This window comes from Pseudomonas resinovorans NBRC 106553 (genome assembly GCF_000412695.1).
In the GTDB taxonomy this organism is placed as follows: Bacteria; Pseudomonadota; Gammaproteobacteria; order Pseudomonadales; family Pseudomonadaceae; genus Metapseudomonas; species Metapseudomonas resinovorans_A.
Window position 1 is genome coordinate 3,926,108 of record NC_021499.1, and the last position, 16,425, is coordinate 3,942,532.

Sequence of the window (16,425 nt, forward strand, 5' to 3'; positions counted from 1 at the left end):
AAGAGAAAGCACGGGCTGCCCGTCTCGAATGTTCAGGATCGGGGCAGCCCCGCGCTTCAGGCTTTGCTACTTTCGGACTTCCTCTTGCGCGTCCCCTTGTTCGTCTCCTTGGACGAACCCGGCGGTTGCGCAGATTCGGCGGACGCTTCGTCGCTGGCCGGCGCGGGTTGCTTTCGGTCGAACTCGACCCGCTCCGCCTTGTCGTCCCAACGTGCACAGGCATGATCACCCTTGCCGATGCCGCCGCCGAGCATCTCGCGCGCCAGTGCCGTTTCCAGCTCGCTGCGGATCAGCCGTTTGAGCTCGCGGGCACCGAATTCGGGCTTGTAGCCTTCTTCGGCGAAGTGATCGACCAACGCCCCATCGAACGTCAGCATCACGCCCTGGCTCGCGGCATTGCGGGCCACGCGATCGAGTTGCAGGCCGACAATGTGGCGAATCTCCTCCTTGCCCAGCGCATGGAAGACGATGATCTCGTCGATGCGGTTGAGGAACTCGGGGCGGAAGTGTCCGCGCAGCACGTCCATCACCTCTGTCTTGGTCTTCTCGTACTCCTCGCCGGCCGCTCCGCGCGTCTTCAACCGGCGCTGAATAATGTCGGATCCCAGATTGGAGGTGGCGATGATAATGGTGTTGGTGAAGTCCACCACGCGCCCCTTGCCGTCGGTGAGCCGCCCGTCGTCGAACACCTGCAGCAGGATGTTGTAGACGTCGGGGTGGGCCTTCTCGATCTCGTCGAGCAGCAGCACGCTGTAGGGCTTGCGGCGGACCTTCTCCGTGAGCTGGCCGCCTTCATCGTAGCCGACGTAGCCCGGGGGGGCGCCCACCAGCCGTGCCACGGTATGGCGCTCGCCGTACTCCGACATGTCGATGCGCAACAGGGCGCCCTCGTCGCCGTAGATGGATTCGGCCAGCGCCTTGGCGAGCTCGGTCTTGCCGACGCCGGTGGGGCCCAGGAACAGGAACGTGGCCACGGGCTTGCTGCCTTCGCGCAGACCCGCGCGCGACAACCGCACCGCATCCGCCACAGCCCGCACCGCCTCGTCCTGCCCCACCAGGCGCTCGTGCAGCCGCTGCTCCAGGTGCAGCAGCTTCTCGCGCTCTTCCACCGTCAGCTCATTGACGGGGATGCCGGTCAGGCGCGAGACGATCTGCGCCACGTGTTCCGCCTTGACTTCGGCGCTGCCCGAGCCGCGCTCGCGCTCCCAGTCCTCGACCAGCTTCTTGAGTTCGGCCTGCTTTGCTTCAATGCGCTTGCCGATCTCCGCTGCATTGTCGTATTGCTTGCGGGAAGCCGCGTAGTCCTGCTCCCGGCGCAACTGGTGCAGTTCGGACTCCAACTCCTGCACCGCAACGGGGCGGGCCGTCGCCGATAGCTTCACGCGTGCGGCAGCCTGATCGAGCAGATCGATGGCCTTGTCCGGCAGGAAGCGCGCGGTGACATAGCGGTCGGACAGCTCGGCGGCCGCGATGATCGCGTCCTCGGTGATGCTGACCTTGTGGTGCGCTTCGAAGGTATCGCGCAGGCCGCGCAGGATCATGATGGTCTGCGCCAAGGTTGGCTCGGGCACCATGACCGGCTGGAAGCGCCGCTCCAGCGCGGCGTCCTTCTCGATATACTTCTGGTACTCGTTGAGCGTCGTCGCGCCGATCAGGTTAAGCTCTCCGCGCGCCATCATCGGCTTGAAGACGTTGGCCACGTCCAACCCGCCTTCGCCACCGCCCTGGCCGGCACCAACAATGGTGTGCACCTCGTCGATGAATAGAATCATCTCGCCCTGGTGCTCGGAGATCTCCTTCAGCACCTTCTGCACGCGGTCCTCGAACTCGCCACGGTACTTCGCCCCGGCCACCATGGAATTGATGTTCAGCTCGACCAGGCGCTTGTCGCGCAGCGTCTCGGGCACCTCGCCGGCCACCATGCGCTGTGCCAACCCCTCGACGATGGCGGTCTTGCCCACGCCAGGCTCGCCGATCAATACGGGGTTGTTCTTCTTGCGCCGCGCCAGAACCTCTATGGTGGTTTCGATTTCCTGCGCGCGTCCGATGACCGGATCCAGCTTGCCCTCACGCGCCATTTTGGTGAGATCGCGCGAGTACTTGTCGAGCTCCGGCGTATTGGTCGGCGTCTCGGCGCGACCATCCTCCGCGCCTTTGCCGACCACCTTGTTTACTTGCTGGCGCAGGACCTGTGGCGTAAGGCCATAGCGACGCAACAAGTTGGCGGCCAGCCCTTCGCCCTCTTCGGCCAGACCGATCAGGAAGTGCTCGGGCCCGACGTATGAGTGTCCTAGTTCATTGGATACGACGAAGGCGCGACTAAGCGCATCCTTCACGCGTGGCGACACGCCGATCTCGCCTTCAAACGGCGTGTCGCCGCGCTTGGCTTCGGCTTCAATCTGGCGCTTTAGATCATCGACCTTGATCTTAAACTGGCTCAGGATGGTCTTAACCACATCGCTGTCGGCCAGCGCCAGCAGCAGGTGTTCCGTATCGACTTCGGAGCGACCGAACTCCGCAGCATGCTTCGCAGCTTCCTGCAACAGTGCCTCGGAGTGTTCGCTGATGCGGCTGGCCAGCCCGCTGCCGCGACGGCGCGGGGTGCCAGCCCCTGTGGCGGCTGGTTCGCCAAACGACGCATCGACCACTTCATCGGCATCAGCCGCAACTGGTGCCGAGTCTTCGCCGATGCGGAAGAAATCACTGCCGAGAAAGTCTTCGAACAAGCCGCTGCGCGAGCCGAAAAGGGCTTCCAGCGGGGAAATGGCGCGTTTTTGCTGGCGCACCAATTGGCGGTAGTGGTCGTCACACAACAGCATGGTGGTGCGGCGACCATTGAGATTAGCTTCCACCCGAGTCGTGGCGGGTTGGCCGCAGATTTGGCATTGTTTCCTGGCCATGCGGACGCTCCTAGAGACATTCAGATGACGAGGTGCAGCATGCCGCGGCACCTCATCTCCTGGTTGGATTTCGTGGCGACCGCAACGGGATTTCCGAGTCAGCTTTCAATCGGAATCGAACGGCCGTGCTTCGGTGCACTCGCTTTGCGCTTGTCCATGGTGATCGTGAGCACCTCATTCTTAAATGAGGCCTTGATCGAGTCCTGGTTGGCATCGTCAGGCAGGTTCAGTGCACGCCGGAAACTGCCGTAGGAGCGTTCGACACGAGGGAAGCCGCCTTCCCTCTTCTCATGCTCCTGACGCTGTTCACCTCGCACCATCAGCACGTCGTTGTCGGGCGTTATCTGGATGTCCTTTTCCTCGACACCGGGAACGTCGAAGGAAATCCTGTACTGCTTGTCGGTTTCCTGAATATCCAGCGCCAGCTTCAGCATGCCTCGCCAGTCGAACGACAACTGCGGCACGCAAGCGCCGGAAACCAAATCCAGCCAAGCCCGAGGGGATTGTTGCAATACTTGACAAAGTCTGCGCCTGGCAGGCTAGAAGTCAAGCGACTTATCTAGCTCATAAGGCGGACGCGGGTTCGGTTCCCGAGTGCTCCACCATCGCACACCAAACGACGTCGGCATCCATGCGCCATCTCGAAGCCTGGGGCTGTTTGAAGGCGAGCATCCATGAAGCCTGGTCTGTCCCCCAACGTGGAGGACAACTCGACCACTTGGCACGAGATCAGCCCCTATCGAAGACTGCTCACATTACTCTGGCCCTAGCGCCAACCATAGCTACACATTCAACGGATCACATTTGAACCATTATCAATGATTTACGTGTATAATGGTTCATAATTGAACCGTTATTTTAGAGAAAATCTTGGCCCTGACCCACTCCCTGCTCGCCCCCGGCGAACTGACCCAGAAGATCGGTGCCAACGCCCGGGAGGCGCGTCTCGCACAAAACCTCTCCCGCAAGTCCTTGGCGCAGATGGCGGGTGTTTCCGAGTCGACTATCAAGCGGTTCGAGTCCAGTGGACAGATCACCCTCGATGCACTAGTGCTCATCGCCACTGCACTTGGTGCCACGCGCCAACTCGCCGAGCTGTTCAAGCATGAGCGCCCCATTTCGCTTGAAGAAATCAAACAGGCAGGACGCACCCGAGGACGCCAATGAGACCCTTCAAAACCGTCGAGGTATTGCTCGCGGGCAAACCTGTCGGGGAGCTAGTCGCCAGTCGACAGGGCATCTACTTTGCCTATCACCCGCATTGGGTGACGCAAGGCTTCAACCTGTCCCCCCTGAACATGGAATTCACCACCCAACCACAGAAAGCAGCAGATCCAGTCCTTTTCGCTGGCCTACCAGGAGCGCTTGCCGACTCCCTGCCGGACGGCTGGGGCATGCTGCTCATGGATCGTTACTTCCTTGCCAAGCATGGGAAGGACCGTAGAGAGATTTCTCCGCTCGATCGGCTGGCTTACATGGCCGACAGAGGCATGGGGGCATTGGAGTTTCGCCCAGTCTTCGAGCACACCGCCGACGTTGATGGTATTGACCTGGCCCAGCTTTATCAGGAGTCGCAGGCTGTCTACGAAGGAGAAACCTCGTCCACCCTTGATGCTCTGCGCTTGGCTGGCGGCTCCCCTGCCGGTGCCCGGCCCAAGGTTGTTGTCGCCCTATCCCCAGATGGAAGGCAGTGCAGTACATCCTTCAAGCAGCTTCCGGCCGGCTACCAGCATTGGCTAGTGAAATTCCGGGCACCAACCGAACATCGTGACACGGGAGCCATCGAGTACGCCTACTCGGTATTGGCAGAACGTGCCGGGGTGAAGATGGCCGCGAGCAATCTGCTCACAGTCACGCATTCAACTGGAACCGAGCGTTTCTTTTCAGCCAAACGCTTCGATCGGAATGGCAATGACAAAGTCCACATGATGACCGCTAGCGGCATTCTCTATGCCGATTACAGTGCTCCATCGCTGGATTATTCAGATCTACTGAAAGCGACCAACGCTATCACCAACCATGCGGCAGAGGTCGAGCGCATGGCGAGGCTCATGGTGTTCAACGCTCTGACCCACAACCATGACGATCACGCTAAGAACTTCGCATTCCTGCACGATCAGGGGCGATGGGTACTGGCCCCGGCCTACGACCTGACCTATGCCCCTGTACGGGGATACGCGGATGAGCACACAACCTCTTTCAACGGTGCGGGTTTGGCCACTCGCGAGAAGCTGAAGCAGGTTTGCGCTCCCTTTCGCTACCTGAACCCGAATCTCTACATCGAGCAAACCCTCGATGCCCTTTCCGGGTGGCAGCCCCTATGTCGTGAACTGGAGATCGACCCCGAGCAGAAGAAAGTGATTCAGCGAGCCTTCAACGAGATCCGCAAACGCCTCGGTTAGCGCCAGAGATTATCCACCCCCTGGTGTTGCTTGGAGAGTGTCCAGGAAAGCCAGGGCGATTCAGTTTGATTAGCTACGGAGCTTGAGAGATGAGCGATCATCTGCCCAGTTCACGAAGGTTGAAGAACGTGACAACCAACTCACTCCAGTTCGCAATTGTCTCACCGACAGATCTGCCGACTCTCGTGCAGGCACTTCAAGAAGCGCACCTACCGGACGATGACGTCGCCCTTCCTGGTCGGGTCTTCTTTGCCTTCCAGTTCGATGGGCAGCACATCGGCTATGCAGGCCTGGAAATATATGGGCCGGATGCCCTTCTGCGCTCTGTTCTGATTGTTCCTCAGCAGCGAAAGCGCGGGCTCGGTAGCCAGGTGGTCAGCGAAGTGGAAAAGCTCGCACACCGAGCCGGGATCGAGCGTTTACATCTTCTGACCACGGATCAGGCACCGTTCTTTGAACGGATCGGCTACGTGCTTACGCAACGTCAGTTGGCGCCGGCCGACATTGCAAGCACGCTGCAATTCAAATCACTCTGTCCATCCTCTGCTAGTTACCTCTGGAAGAGTCTCTAGCCTATGTCGGGGTGAGTTGGAGGGGGATCCTGAACGAATCCACCCGCTTTCCTGATGTTGATCACTAACTGAATTCGCAACGAGCATCCATGGCAGTAAACCAGCTTCTGATCGGCAGAGCCTGCTTCATTGTCAGGGCCGGGTCACTGCCGAACGGCTACAACCAACGTCCGGGGATGACCCTGCTGCTCGCCGACGGTGAACCGCTTGAGCTGGAAATCGATGGTCAGTCCGCTCTTGCAGCAGATGCCTGGCTGCTGGCCCCTGAGATTCGGCGGCGATTCGTCCGCCCGCAGCCGCACGTCAGCATCACGGTTGAACCGAGCCACCCTGCCTATGCGCGGCTTCTGCATTGGGCCCGCCTGAGTCCAGGCGCGGCGCATCGCTTCGAAGTGGCTCGTGCAGGTCGGGCCCTTCTTGTCGAAGTAGCAACACAGCAGGCGTTCGATACTTGGCTGGATCGCTTGCTGACTCAGAACCACCAACCATCAGCAGCCCCGAATCCGCGCCTGGAGCACCTGTTGGCTCTGGTGAAGGACGCCGACATCGAAACTTCGGCAGAACAGCTCTGGCAGTCCTTTCGCCTGCGCTATCCGAGCACCCAAGCCCACTGCTCGCATTGGCTGCAGGACAGCATCGGTATCCCGCTGCGAAAATTGCTGTTGTGGCAGAAGCTGCGCCGCGCCCTGGAGGCGTTGAGTGGTGCCCATGGTGCAACCGAAGTGGCCCATTCTGCCGGTTTCGCTGACTCCGCCCACCTGTCTCGCATTTGCCTGCGCACTTTTGGTCTTCGACCGTCGCAGGCCAACGACCACAAAATCCTTCAAGTAAACCGCTTCCCGGATTACTGACACTGCGCTCCTCGCATTTGAGGAAAGTGTCATGTCGCATCTCGATACCTGGGTCGTCAGCACCCTGTTGATTGTGCTGGGAAGCATGGAGCTTCTCGCTGGACGCCTGCTGAATCGGCGGCAACCTGATGAACTCGCGGTCGATGCCATCAGCCTTGCTCAGTTCGCCTTGCTGATCAAACCGGCGATCATCGCCCTTGCCGCGATAGCCCTCACCCAATGGGCGCCTGGCTGGGCGGGTAGCCTATCCCCGCTACCACTTTGGCAGGCCGTCCTGCTGGTGGTCATTCCGGCGGACTTTCTCCACTACTGGTATCACCGCCTGGGCCACACGCTGCCTTTCATGTGGCACATGCACCGCACCCACCACACGGCGACCGCGATGAGCATCAGCGTGGCCTACCGGGAGAACTGGCGATGGTTCATGTTCATGCCGGACATCTGGTACGCCGGCGTGATGGTCTACCTGGGCCTGGGTGAGGCGGTGCTGATCAGCCATCTGATCTTCGGCTCTGCCAACGTGCTGGTGCACAGCGCCTTCGCCTGGGACAAAGACCTATATCGGATACGCTGGCTTTCGCCCTTGGCATGGCTGCTGGAGCGCTTCGTCCAGCTTCCCAGCACCCACCGTGCCCACCACGCTGAGCTGGACGAACACGGCAATCCACCGCACCACAATTTCGGCCAACTGCTGTACATCTGGGACACGTTGTTTGGTACGGCCAACTTCACCCGCGACCGCTATCCGAAGCGCTACGGCATTCCCAATGATCCCGGCGACCCTTGGTGTGCCCAGCTGTGGTGGCCCTTCTGTCGATCGAGAAAACCAGGCAGCGACTACAACTAACCTACCGAGACGCCAGCCTTACACTGTTGGCGTCTGGTGCCGAGGCAGCGCGATGGAAATCAGCGCCGCCAGCAGCACGAATCCGCTGGAAACCCACAGGCAGGCCTCCAGTCCGTACTGCTGGAACACCCAGCCCGAGAGCAGCGTGCCGAGCAGGCGGCCCAGAGCGTTGGACATGTAGTAGAAGCCCACGTCCAGGGACACCCCGTCTTCCTTGGCATAGCTGACGATCAGGTAGCTGTGCAGCGAGGAGTTCACCGCGAACAGCACGCCGAACAGCATCAACCCACCGAGCAATACCGCTTGTGCCGACCAACCGGCGGTGAGCCCCAGGGCGATCAGCGCGGGCAATCCGGCCAGGGCCAGGGCCCAGGTGAAAGCGGCGCGGCCGTCCGGTACATGCCCGTTCTTCTTGCCGGTGAGGTACGGGGCGAAGGACTGCACGATGCCGTAGCCGATGATCCAGGCGGCGAGGAAACCGCCGACCAGCCAGAAGTCCCAGCCGAATACCGTACTCAGGTACACCGGCAGGGCCACCACAAACCAGACATCACGGGCGCCAAAGAGGAACAACCGCGCGGCCGAAAGGATGTTGATCGCCCGGCTCTTGGAGAGCATGTCACGGAACTTCGGCTTGGCCTTGGCCTTGCCCAGGTCCTTCTTCAGCAGCACCAGGCTGCCCAGCCAGATCAGCGCCAGCACCGCCGCCATCGCCAGCACGGCGCCCGTGAAACCAAGCAAGGCCAGCAGCGCACCACCGAGGAAGAAGCCCACGCCCTTGAGCGCATTCTTCGAGCCTGTGAGGAGGGCCACCCACTGGTACAGCGTGCCCTGCTGGCTGTCTGGCACCAGAAGTTTGATGGAGCTCTTGGCGCTCATCTTGTTCAGGTCTTTGGCGATGCCGGAGAGTGCCTGGGTGCCCATCACCCAGGGCACCGTCAGCCAGGCGGTCGGCACGGTGAGCATCAGCAAGGCCAGCACTTGCAGGCCGAGGCCGATGTTCATGGTGCGGTTCAACCCCAGGCGAGCGCCGAGGTAGCCGCCCACCAGATTGGTGACCACGCCGAAGATTTCGTAGAAGAGGAACAGCGCGGCAATCTGCAGCGGCGTGTAGCCCAGGGTGTGGAAGTGCAGCACCACCAGCATGCGCAGCGCGCCGTCGGTGAGGGTGAATGCCCAGTAGTTACCGGTGACCAGCAGATACTGGCGCACTTCCGTGGGCAGGGCTGACAACGCCTTCATGATCGCCAGTTACTCCGCCGCGCCGACCATTCGAGCCAGCTCCGCCGCACGATTGGCGTAGCCCCATTCGTTGTCGTACCAGGCGTAGACCTTCACCTGGGTGCCGTTGACCACGAGGGTCGATAGCGCATCGATGATCGAGGAGCGCGGGTCGGTGCGGTAGTCGATGGACACCAGCGGGCGTTCTTCGTAACCCAGGATGTTCTTCAGCGGGCCTTCGGCTGCGGCCTTGAGCAGGGCATTCACCTCTTCGGCGGTGGTGGCGCGCTCCACCTCGAACACGCAGTCGGTGAGCGAGGCGTTGGCCAGTGGCACGCGCACGGAGTGGCCGTTCAGCTTGCCGCGCAGCTCGGGGAAGATCTCGGCAATGGCGGTGGCCGAACCGGTGGTGGTGGGGATCAGGCTCATGCCCGAGGCGCGGGCACGACGCAGGTCCTTGTGCGGCGTATCGAGGATGCTCTGGGTGTTGGTCAGGTCGTGGATGGTGGTGATCGAACCATGGCGAATGCCAAGGCTTTCGTGGATCACCTTGACCACCGGGGCCAGGCAGTTGGTGGTGCAGGACGCGGCGGTGACGATGCGGTGCTGCGCCGGGTCGAACAGGTGCTGGTTGACGCCCATGACGACATTCAGCGCGCCCTTTTCCTTGACTGGCGCACAGACCACCACGCGCTTCACGCCCTGATCCAGGTAGGCCTGGAGCACGGCGACCGTCTTCATCTTGCCGCTGGCCTCGATCACCAGGTCGCAACCGCTCCAATCGGTATCGGCGATGGCCTTGTTGGCCGTCACCTGGATGCGCTTGCCGCCGATCACCACGCAATCGCCATCACTGCCCGCTTCGTGTTGCCAGCGACCGTGCACCGAATCGAAGTTCAGCAGGTGGGCGTGGGTGGCGGCGTCACCCGCCGGGTCGTTGATGCGGACGAATTCCAGCTCAGGCCAATCCCAGGCGGCGCGCAGCGCCAGGCGACCGATACGACCGAAACCGTTGATACCGACTTTGATGCTCATGCTCGTGTTCTCGTATGACTGTCTGAATCAGATGGAACGTTGATTGACGCGTTTGGAGAGTTCTTCCGCCGATTCCTTGCGTTCGGAGTAGCGGTCGACCAGGTAGTCCGAACGCTCGCGCAACAGCAGCGTGAACTTCACCAGTTCCTCCATGACGTCCACCACGCGGTCGTAGAAGGAGGACGGCTTCATCCGCCCGGCTTCATCGAACTCCAGGTAGGCCTTGGGCACCGAGGACTGGTTGGGGATGGTGAACATGCGCATCCAGCGGCCCAGCACCCGCAGCTGATTAACCACGTTGAACGACTGCGAACCACCGCAAACCTGCATCACTGCCAGGGTCTTGCCCTGGGTCGGGCGTACCGCGCCCATGGCCAGCGGAATCCAGTCGATCTGCGCCTTGAACACCGCGCTCATCGAGCCGTGGCGCTCGGGCGAGCACCACACCTGGCCTTCCGACCAGAGCACCAGTTCGCGCAGCTCCCGCACCTTGGGGTGACTTTCAGGAACGTCATCCGGTAGCGGCATCCCGGAAGGATCGAAGATCCGTGTCTCGGCGCCGAAATGCTCCAGCAGCCGGGCTGCTTCGTGGGTCAGCAGACGGCTGAACGAACGCTCGCGGGTCGAGCCGTAGAGCAGCAGGATGCGCGGCTTGTGGATGGCCGTCAGCGGACTGCCCAGCTTGTCCAGCGTGGGCAGGTCAACCAGGCCGGCATCGAGATTGGGAATGTGGTCGTCGGTCATGGTTCTACTCCTCAGTAAGCGCGCCCTTCGGCTGATCGAACCAGCGGCGTTTCAGCCACCAGGCCACGCCCACCAGCGAGATCAGTACGGGAACTTCCACCAGCGGCCCGATGACGGTGGCGAAGGCCACCGGGGACGCGAGGCCGAAGGTCGCGATGGCCACCGCAATGGCCAGTTCGAAATTGTTGCTGGCGGCAGTGAAGGCTAGCGCGGTAGTGCGCGGATAGTCGGCCTCCAGCAGCTTGCCCATCCAGAAGCTGATGAAGAACATCACCACGAAGTAGATGGTCAGCGGGATGGCGATACGCAGCACGTCCAGCGGCAGTTGCAGCACCATGTCGCCTTTGAGGCTGAACATCGCGACGATGGTCAGCAGCAAGGCCACCAGGGTCAGCGGGCTGATCCGGGGGATGAAGCGCTCGCGGTACCAGTTCTCGCCTTTGCGAGCGATCAGCAGCTTGCGGGTCAGGAAACCGGCCAGGAACGGGATGCCCAGGTAGATCAGTACCGATTCGGCGATGTCGACGAAACTGATCTGGATGACGCTGCCCTCCAGCCCGAACAGCGGTGGTAACAGGCCCAGGAAGATCCAGGCATACAGGCTGAAGAACAGGATCTGGAAGATGCTGTTGAAGGCCACCAGCCCGGCGACATACTGGTTGTTGCCACCGGCGATCTGGTTCCATACCAGCACCATGGCGATGCAACGGGCCAGGCCGATCAGGATCAGGCCGGTCATGTATTCGGGCATATCTGCCAGGAACACGACCGCCAGCCCAAACATCAACACCGGCCCGATGACCCAGTTCTGCACCAGGGACAGGGCGAGGATGCGTTTGTCCTTGAACACCTCCGGCAGCTCTTCGTAGCGCACTTTGGCCAACGGCGGGTACATCATCACGATCAAGCCGATGGCGATGGGGATATTGGTCGAGCCTACCGACAGGCTGTTCAGCCAGACTGGCAGCCCGTCGAACAGGCTGCCAAGCCCTACGCCAATGGCCATGGCGAGAAAAATCCAGACCGTCAGATAGCGATCCAGAAAGGCGAGGCGACTGTTGCGCATGGTCATGTCTCCGCTGTCAGAGGGTGCCGATCAAGGCCAGTTCCGCCTTGAGCTGCTCGCTGCTCAGTTGCTTCAACGGCAGCGTCAGGAAGGCCTGGACGCGACTTCGATCTCTTCGGGGCTGCGCTCAGCAGCAGGCAGCGGCGCGCTCGGGGCGGTCGCCCATTCCATCGAGCCGCTTCGAATCGGGGCTCAGCCAATACTTGTTGGCCTCCAGCGCCGTCGTCAGCACGCTGTGTACCCAGCCCGGCAGGTTGGGATGCAGGCGGTAGTACACCCATTGCCCCTGGCGGCGATCCGCCAACAAGCCACAGGTGCGCAGCTGCGCCAGGTGGCGGGAGATCTTCGGCTGGCTTTCATCCAGGGCGCAGGTGAGTTCGCAGACGCACAACTCCTCCTCGCGGGTAATGAGCAGCATCAGGCGAACGCGGGTTTCGTCGGCCAGGCATTTGAAAACGGTGGTCGGGGTCAGATGGTCGGTCATAGGGCTCTCAACGTTTGGTTTTCACCAGAACAAAGATCTTGATGCGCTCGGCAATTTCCTGGGCGGCATGGCGGAAGGCATCAGGCTTAGTGCTGATGACCGGGTCTTCGAAGTGCCAGGCCAGCACCGCGCCGGCCCCGGGCAGCGCGTGGCACTCCAACGCCGCCTTGTCACAGAGTGTGATCACGTAGTCGAAGCGCTCACCGGCAAACTCGTCGACGGACTTGCTGCGCAGGCCCTCGGTGCGGATACCCAGGTGCTCTAGCTCGGCCAAGCTACGTGGATCGACCTCCCCTGGGGCGGTGCCCGCGCTGAAAGCATCGAAGTGCTCGGAATCGATGTGCCGAAGCAGCGCTTCAGCGAACTGGGATCGGGCGGCGTTGGCGGTGCAAACGAACAGCACGCGGGTCTTGACGGTCATGGCCATGCTCTTGGGTAGATATGGTTTATCAAATATATGATTTCTCGCATATCAGGTAAAGACGGCTGGACGAACCGCACGGGAAATCAGCTTGTGAAAGGTACCAGTAATGCCTGTTATCCTTAATTTAGAGACACCGCCCCACCGACGCCGACCTGAAACATCCGGCTACTCGCATATTCGAATATCATCATGAACTTGTCATGACAGTCGCCTTAGTTTCAGTCGCACCGCAACCCACACGGGAGCTGTACGAAGAAAAAACTGACCTTGGATGCACTGCTGCTGACCAGCCTGTTCGCCGCCACCGCCTTTGCCAGCCAATTCGACAAGCCTGGTTTCGTCACCGAAGTGAAAGATGGTCGCCTCTGGGTGTTTCGCGAAGGCTCCCCGGAACTGAAGGCCTTCAAAGAGAATGGTGAGCCAGCCAAGCAGTTCATCGATGTGGGCACTGGCCCGGAGGGCATGACCGTCAAGACTGCCGACGAGAAAACCCTGAAGGACTACCTTCAGGCCATCAAGCAGTGAGCTCGGCGCCTGCGCTGCCCCCGAGCGATTCGGTGGGCAGCGCAGGGTTTGATTCGGGCAGTCAGTAACGGTGTAAGACTAGGAGCACCGCTCCGCTCTACGCTGCGGGTTGCGCGCCTTCCTCATCTCGCAGTCGCTCAACCAGATCGACAAGGCCTACGCCCAGAACCACTCGATCCTCGACAACTGCCAAGTGCGGGAGACCTTCGCCACCAACGACGAGCGCACGGCAAAGCGTATCTCCGAAACCTTGGACACCGTCACCGAACTGCGCGCAGCGCAACTATGCCGGTCATCACCTGCCCGCTCATGCGGAGCTCAGAGCACGCTCCGACTCATCGAGGTGCTCCAGCAATACCGCCCTTGCTGCATCCCGCAGTCTGATCGCCTCTGACCAACCCGGCCCTTGCGCCAGCAAGGGTGCACACAGGCTGACGTGGATCGCCTGCCATAGCGGAAACCACTGCCCATCGCGTAGTACCGTGCGCGTGCCAAGTATGGCGACCGGCACCAGCGGAACACCGGCGTTCGCAGCAAGCACGAAGGCGCCCATGTGGAAGGGGCGCAGCCCCGGCGCGCGGCCGAAAGTCCCTTCCGGGAAGAACGCCAGGGACTGCCTATCCCGCAGCGCCTCGGCCAGGGCCTCACTGTCCGCGACGCTGCGCAGCAGGTCGAAGCGCTCGACGAAGCGGGCGCCGAGCTTGCGCAGGAACAGGCCGGCGAGCCACTGGCTAGCCAGTTCGCGCTTGGCGACAAAAGCAAACCGCGGCGGTATTGCTGCGCAGAGGGTTTCGACCCGTCCAAGTCGTCCACCGCAGGCCGTTCCCGCCTGATGGGCCAAGTGGCCGGCATGCCGGTCGTGCTGATCGAGGGCGACCGCAACGAGCCAGACCGCCTGCACCTGAAATCCTTCGACTGGGACGAGCTCAAGGACTTCTTCGGCGGCGGCACACTACGTACCCGGGGCATGAAAACCAGCGGCAACGAAACCTACGAGCCGCCCTTCCGCGGCACCATCGCCATCAGCCAGAACGCCCCCGTGAGCGCCTCCGAGGCCATCCTCACCCGCATCGCCAAGCTGCATTTTGTGCGTTTCAACCCCACCGACGAGAGCCGCGCGGCGGCCGATGCGCTCAACGCCCTGGACGGCGACCAACTGAGCCACTTCCTCCTGCACGCGGTGAAGCAGGAAGCCGCCGTGCTCGAGCGCATCAAGGAGCGAATCCCCGAGCACGAGGCCCGACTGCGCCGCCTGCACACCCACTGCGTGGCCTGCGACCAGCCCTACGCCACCGGCAAGGACCAGGAAGCCTGCAGCCACTGCGGCAACACGCTGCGCGGGCAGATCCGCGTGGAGCGGATCATCAAGAACCACGCACAACTCCTGGCCGGCCTGGACGGCCTACGGCTAGCCGTGCAGCTCAGCGATCACCAGGTCAGCGAAACACAACGCTGCATCGTGAGCATGGCCCTGGAGCGCCAGGCCGCCATCAGCGCCGACCACCCGGCCGTGGCGGAGTTCTGGGAAGTGTTCGAGTACCTGGAGAGCCTGGACGACGGCCCGGTGGCGAACCACAGCAAGAACCCGGAGCTGATCGCCATCCACCTCAACGAGTTCGTCCAGCGCGCCAGCGAACACCGCCAGCAACTGGCCGACGTGGCCACCCTGCGCGAGGTGCTGCGCAACAGCCGCTCCCGCAAGTTCATAGAGCCCAGCAGAGCAGTGGATAGTGCAGTGCGCAGCTATCAGGCGCAGCGCAACCCGATGATGGCGCGGCCCGGAACGATGAAGTGTTGGATGTTCAGGGCATAACAAGGAATTGGAGAACGACGATGAACACGATGTTTCTGCTCATGGCCCAGTACGGCGCCACCGCCATCGTTCCACTGGACCGGCTCTGCCAGGACTACTTCAGCCACCTGACGCCGGAGAAGTTCCAGCGCAAGGTGTTGTCGGGCGAGATTGATCTGCCGATCGTGCGCATGGAGGGGAGCCAGAAAACGGCCCGTGGGGTGCATGTGAGGGATTTAGCCGCGTACCTGGATGCGCGGCACCGCAAGGCGGTGGTGGAACAGGATAAGTTGATGGGGCGTATCAAAACCTCGTAAATGCTCGCCACTTATCTGCCTGATGCAACCAATCATCCGCCATAACAAGTAGTTGCGCTGACTCTCAGCTAATCCATCTGATCTGTTTGACTGAAAATCACTATCACAGCGTTGTGGAAGCACTTAGCAGAGGAGGCTATATGGCATATTCAAATTTGCGCGCATTGAGTCCATTCAGAGTCGAACTCCACCAACTTATATCATCACCCCTCGCATCGAGCGGAAACACATCGGGGCACGAGGTTCTTCTTGAAGACCGACGCGCCGAAACCGTACCAGACGCAACAATTGAAAGGCTCAGCCTTATAATTGAGCAAGCATCAAACAACCTTCCACCCGGAGACAATGAAGACCCGGAAATAGCATTAAACAAACTTTACTCTATAGAGCATACACTCACCACCAACAATTTCGTCTGTTCCATCCCATGGTTTCTGGTTCCATCGCTAGCGCAAGGCTTAGAACTCAAGCCACTTCAGAACCAACAATTAATCTTCGCCGGAGAAAATCGATACCGTCGAGCACACATCGAAAAAAATATCAACCAAGATTTTTCACATGTCGACTGTGACCTGAGTAGCTTAGTCTATCTATCAATCTCTGAAACAATCGGACTACCGATTTGCTTTGTTGAAGTGCCCGGCCACAATTTTATTCGCTGGAATTTCACAAACGGCAAATATATCAACTGGGACACCAACTTTGGATACAACCGCTTCACGGACGATGAATACGCGAGAATGTATGGAGCCCAGAAGGAGCAGATAGACAATGGAACGTACCTCTCAAATATGACGAAAGCCAATGTACTTGGCTACTTTGGACTATGCAGAGGAGGAACTCTGGATAGCCAAGGAAAAATTGACGAAGCTATCAGTGAATACTATTTCGGACTAGAGAACTATCCCCAATCACCCGTCCCCGGGAATGTTTTAGCCTGGAAATTTGTTAGCTCACGCAGAGCTCAGCAGATAATCACACCTAACCAAGCGCTAGAACTCTCTCGAAAAGCTTGCTCTATTTTCAGGTCAGCCGACAACCTGGACACGCTTGCATGTGTGCTGGCAGAACATGGTGAATTCGAAGAAGCGATAGCGATCGAAACAGAGGCATATCAACTCGACCCTAGGACCGAGTTCAAAGCCATGATAGATGCATTCAAGCTTGGTCAAACATGGTTAGATATAAATGGCTAATAGCTATTCTGATCGACAACTGCCTATGCATACGAATCTCATGCATAGG

The 16,425-nt window shown here is 60.4% G+C and carries 16 protein-coding genes and 3 pseudogenes; 10 read left to right on the top strand and 9 right to left on the bottom strand.

Annotated features, from left to right (window positions below; genetic code table 11):
* Nucleotides 1-56 precede the first annotated feature (56 nt).
* On the bottom strand, nt 57-2,900 hold the full coding sequence (gene clpK, locus PCA10_RS17695; protein WP_016493442.1) for a heat shock survival AAA family ATPase ClpK: 2,844 nt from the start codon (nt 2,898-2,900) through the stop codon (nt 57-59).
* 98 nt (nt 2,901-2,998) lie between these two features.
* Nucleotides 2,999-3,386, bottom strand: a pseudogene (locus tag PCA10_RS17700) (Hsp20/alpha crystallin family protein); the annotation flags it as partial.
* Between the two features lie 384 nt (nt 3,387-3,770).
* Between PCA10_RS17700 and PCA10_RS17705 the strand changes: the two are divergent.
* From PCA10_RS17705 to PCA10_RS17725, 5 genes are all read left to right on the top strand, one after another.
* Nucleotides 3,771-4,067, top strand: coding sequence for a helix-turn-helix domain-containing protein (locus tag PCA10_RS17705; RefSeq protein ID WP_016493444.1), 297 nt, complete (start codon nt 3,771-3,773; stop codon nt 4,065-4,067).
* Nucleotides 4,064-5,302, top strand: a complete 1,239-nt coding sequence (locus PCA10_RS17710; protein WP_016493445.1) for a type II toxin-antitoxin system HipA family toxin — start codon at nt 4,064-4,066, stop codon at nt 5,300-5,302. Before PCA10_RS17705 ends, PCA10_RS17710 begins: the two co-directional genes overlap by 4 nt.
* An 89-nt stretch (nt 5,303-5,391) precedes the next feature.
* The gene (gene arsN2 / locus PCA10_RS17715) at nt 5,392-5,874 is read left to right on the top strand and encodes an arsenic resistance N-acetyltransferase ArsN2 (RefSeq protein ID WP_016493446.1); all 483 of its coding nucleotides are present in this window, start codon (nt 5,392-5,394) and stop codon (nt 5,872-5,874) included.
* Between the two features lie 89 nt (nt 5,875-5,963).
* A complete protein-coding gene (locus PCA10_RS17720) occupies nt 5,964-6,725 on the top strand; it encodes a helix-turn-helix transcriptional regulator (protein ID WP_016493447.1) in 762 nt (253 codons plus the stop codon).
* Nucleotides 6,726-6,756: 31 nt separating this feature from the next.
* Nucleotides 6,757-7,572 (top strand): sterol desaturase family protein, encoded by an 816-nt coding sequence (locus PCA10_RS17725; RefSeq protein ID WP_016493448.1) that lies wholly within the window; start codon nt 6,757-6,759, stop codon nt 7,570-7,572.
* A gap of 18 nt (nt 7,573-7,590) precedes the next feature.
* On the opposite strand, the gene arsJ is transcribed toward PCA10_RS17725, so the two are convergent.
* The 6 genes from arsJ to PCA10_RS17755 form a co-directional block, all read right to left on the bottom strand.
* Nucleotides 7,591-8,814 carry an organoarsenical effux MFS transporter ArsJ gene (gene arsJ, locus PCA10_RS17730; protein WP_016493449.1) on the bottom strand — a complete coding sequence of 408 codons (1,224 nt, stop codon included), beginning with the start codon at nt 8,812-8,814 and terminating at the stop codon, nt 7,591-7,593.
* Nucleotides 8,815-8,823: 9 nt separating this feature from the next.
* Nucleotides 8,824-9,828 (bottom strand): ArsJ-associated glyceraldehyde-3-phosphate dehydrogenase, encoded by a 1,005-nt coding sequence (locus tag PCA10_RS17735; RefSeq protein ID WP_016493450.1) that lies wholly within the window; start codon nt 9,826-9,828, stop codon nt 8,824-8,826.
* Between the two features lie 27 nt (nt 9,829-9,855).
* Nucleotides 9,856-10,572, bottom strand: a complete 717-nt coding sequence (gene arsH, locus PCA10_RS17740) for an arsenical resistance protein ArsH (RefSeq protein ID WP_016493451.1) — start codon at nt 10,570-10,572, stop codon at nt 9,856-9,858.
* 4 nt (nt 10,573-10,576) lie between these two features.
* Nucleotides 10,577-11,638, bottom strand: a complete 1,062-nt coding sequence (gene arsB, locus PCA10_RS17745; protein ID WP_016493452.1) for an ACR3 family arsenite efflux transporter — start codon at nt 11,636-11,638, stop codon at nt 10,577-10,579.
* Nucleotides 11,639-11,765: 127 nt separating this feature from the next.
* Nucleotides 11,766-12,122 (bottom strand): metalloregulator ArsR/SmtB family transcription factor, encoded by a 357-nt coding sequence (locus tag PCA10_RS17750; RefSeq protein ID WP_016493453.1) that lies wholly within the window; start codon nt 12,120-12,122, stop codon nt 11,766-11,768.
* A 7-nt stretch (nt 12,123-12,129) separates the two neighbouring features.
* Nucleotides 12,130-12,543, bottom strand: coding sequence for an arsenate reductase ArsC (locus tag PCA10_RS17755; protein WP_016493454.1), 414 nt, complete (start codon nt 12,541-12,543; stop codon nt 12,130-12,132).
* A gap of 270 nt (nt 12,544-12,813) precedes the next feature.
* On the opposite strand from PCA10_RS17755, the gene PCA10_RS17760 reads away from it, so the two are divergent.
* Both PCA10_RS17760 and PCA10_RS17765 read left to right on the top strand, forming a co-directional pair.
* Complete coding sequence (locus PCA10_RS17760; protein WP_016493455.1) at nt 12,814-13,071, top strand: hypothetical protein; 258 nt, start codon at nt 12,814-12,816, stop codon at nt 13,069-13,071.
* A 106-nt stretch (nt 13,072-13,177) separates the two neighbouring features.
* Nucleotides 13,178-13,373, top strand: a pseudogene (locus PCA10_RS17765) (TraM recognition domain-containing protein); the annotation flags it as partial.
* Nucleotides 13,374-13,378: 5 nt separating this feature from the next.
* Here PCA10_RS17765 and PCA10_RS29715 read toward each other — a convergent pair.
* On the bottom strand, nt 13,379-13,972 hold the full coding sequence (locus tag PCA10_RS29715) for a lysophospholipid acyltransferase family protein (protein ID WP_016493457.1): 594 nt from the start codon (nt 13,970-13,972) through the stop codon (nt 13,379-13,381).
* On the opposite strand from PCA10_RS29715, the pseudogene PCA10_RS17770 reads away from it, so the two are divergent.
* The 3 genes and pseudogenes from PCA10_RS17770 to PCA10_RS30415 form a co-directional block, all read left to right on the top strand.
* A pseudogene (locus PCA10_RS17770) lies at nt 13,856-14,884 on the top strand (bifunctional DNA primase/helicase); the annotation flags it as partial. The gene PCA10_RS29715 and the pseudogene PCA10_RS17770 sit on opposite strands and share 117 nt — an antisense overlap.
* A 20-nt stretch (nt 14,885-14,904) precedes the next feature.
* On the top strand, nt 14,905-15,180 hold the full coding sequence (locus tag PCA10_RS17775) for a pyocin activator PrtN family protein (RefSeq protein WP_016493459.1): 276 nt from the start codon (nt 14,905-14,907) through the stop codon (nt 15,178-15,180).
* 140 nt (nt 15,181-15,320) lie between these two features.
* Entirely contained in the window at nt 15,321-16,376 is a 1,056-nt protein-coding gene (locus tag PCA10_RS30415; RefSeq protein WP_016493460.1) for a hypothetical protein, read from the top strand.
* Nucleotides 16,377-16,425: the final 49 nt, after the last annotated feature.

What these genes read in the sequence shown, in the direction of transcription:
- PCA10_RS17710 (WP_016493445.1), top strand. Translation starts at nt 4,064, where the DNA reads ATGAGACCCTTCAAAACCGTCGAGGTATTGCTCGCGGGCAAACCTGTC.
- PCA10_RS17775 (WP_016493459.1), top strand. Translation starts at nt 14,905, where the DNA reads ATGAACACGATGTTTCTGCTCATGGCCCAGTACGGCGCCACCGCCATC.
- arsJ (WP_016493449.1), bottom strand. Translation starts at nt 8,814, where the DNA reads ATGAAGGCGTTGTCAGCCCTGCCCACGGAAGTGCGCCAGTATCTGCTG.
- arsN2 (WP_016493446.1), top strand. Translation starts at nt 5,392, where the DNA reads ATGAGCGATCATCTGCCCAGTTCACGAAGGTTGAAGAACGTGACAACC.
- PCA10_RS30415 (WP_016493460.1), top strand. Translation starts at nt 15,321, where the DNA reads ATGGCATATTCAAATTTGCGCGCATTGAGTCCATTCAGAGTCGAACTC.
- PCA10_RS17725 (WP_016493448.1), top strand. Translation starts at nt 6,757, where the DNA reads ATGTCGCATCTCGATACCTGGGTCGTCAGCACCCTGTTGATTGTGCTG.
- PCA10_RS17750 (WP_016493453.1), bottom strand. Translation starts at nt 12,122, where the DNA reads ATGACCGACCATCTGACCCCGACCACCGTTTTCAAATGCCTGGCCGAC.
- arsB (WP_016493452.1), bottom strand. Translation starts at nt 11,638, where the DNA reads ATGCGCAACAGTCGCCTCGCCTTTCTGGATCGCTATCTGACGGTCTGG.
- clpK (WP_016493442.1), bottom strand. Translation starts at nt 2,900, where the DNA reads ATGGCCAGGAAACAATGCCAAATCTGCGGCCAACCCGCCACGACTCGG.
- PCA10_RS17720 (WP_016493447.1), top strand. Translation starts at nt 5,964, where the DNA reads ATGGCAGTAAACCAGCTTCTGATCGGCAGAGCCTGCTTCATTGTCAGG.
- PCA10_RS17735 (WP_016493450.1), bottom strand. Translation starts at nt 9,828, where the DNA reads ATGAGCATCAAAGTCGGTATCAACGGTTTCGGTCGTATCGGTCGCCTG.
- PCA10_RS17755 (WP_016493454.1), bottom strand. Translation starts at nt 12,543, where the DNA reads ATGACCGTCAAGACCCGCGTGCTGTTCGTTTGCACCGCCAACGCCGCC.
- arsH (WP_016493451.1), bottom strand. Translation starts at nt 10,572, where the DNA reads ATGACCGACGACCACATTCCCAATCTCGATGCCGGCCTGGTTGACCTG.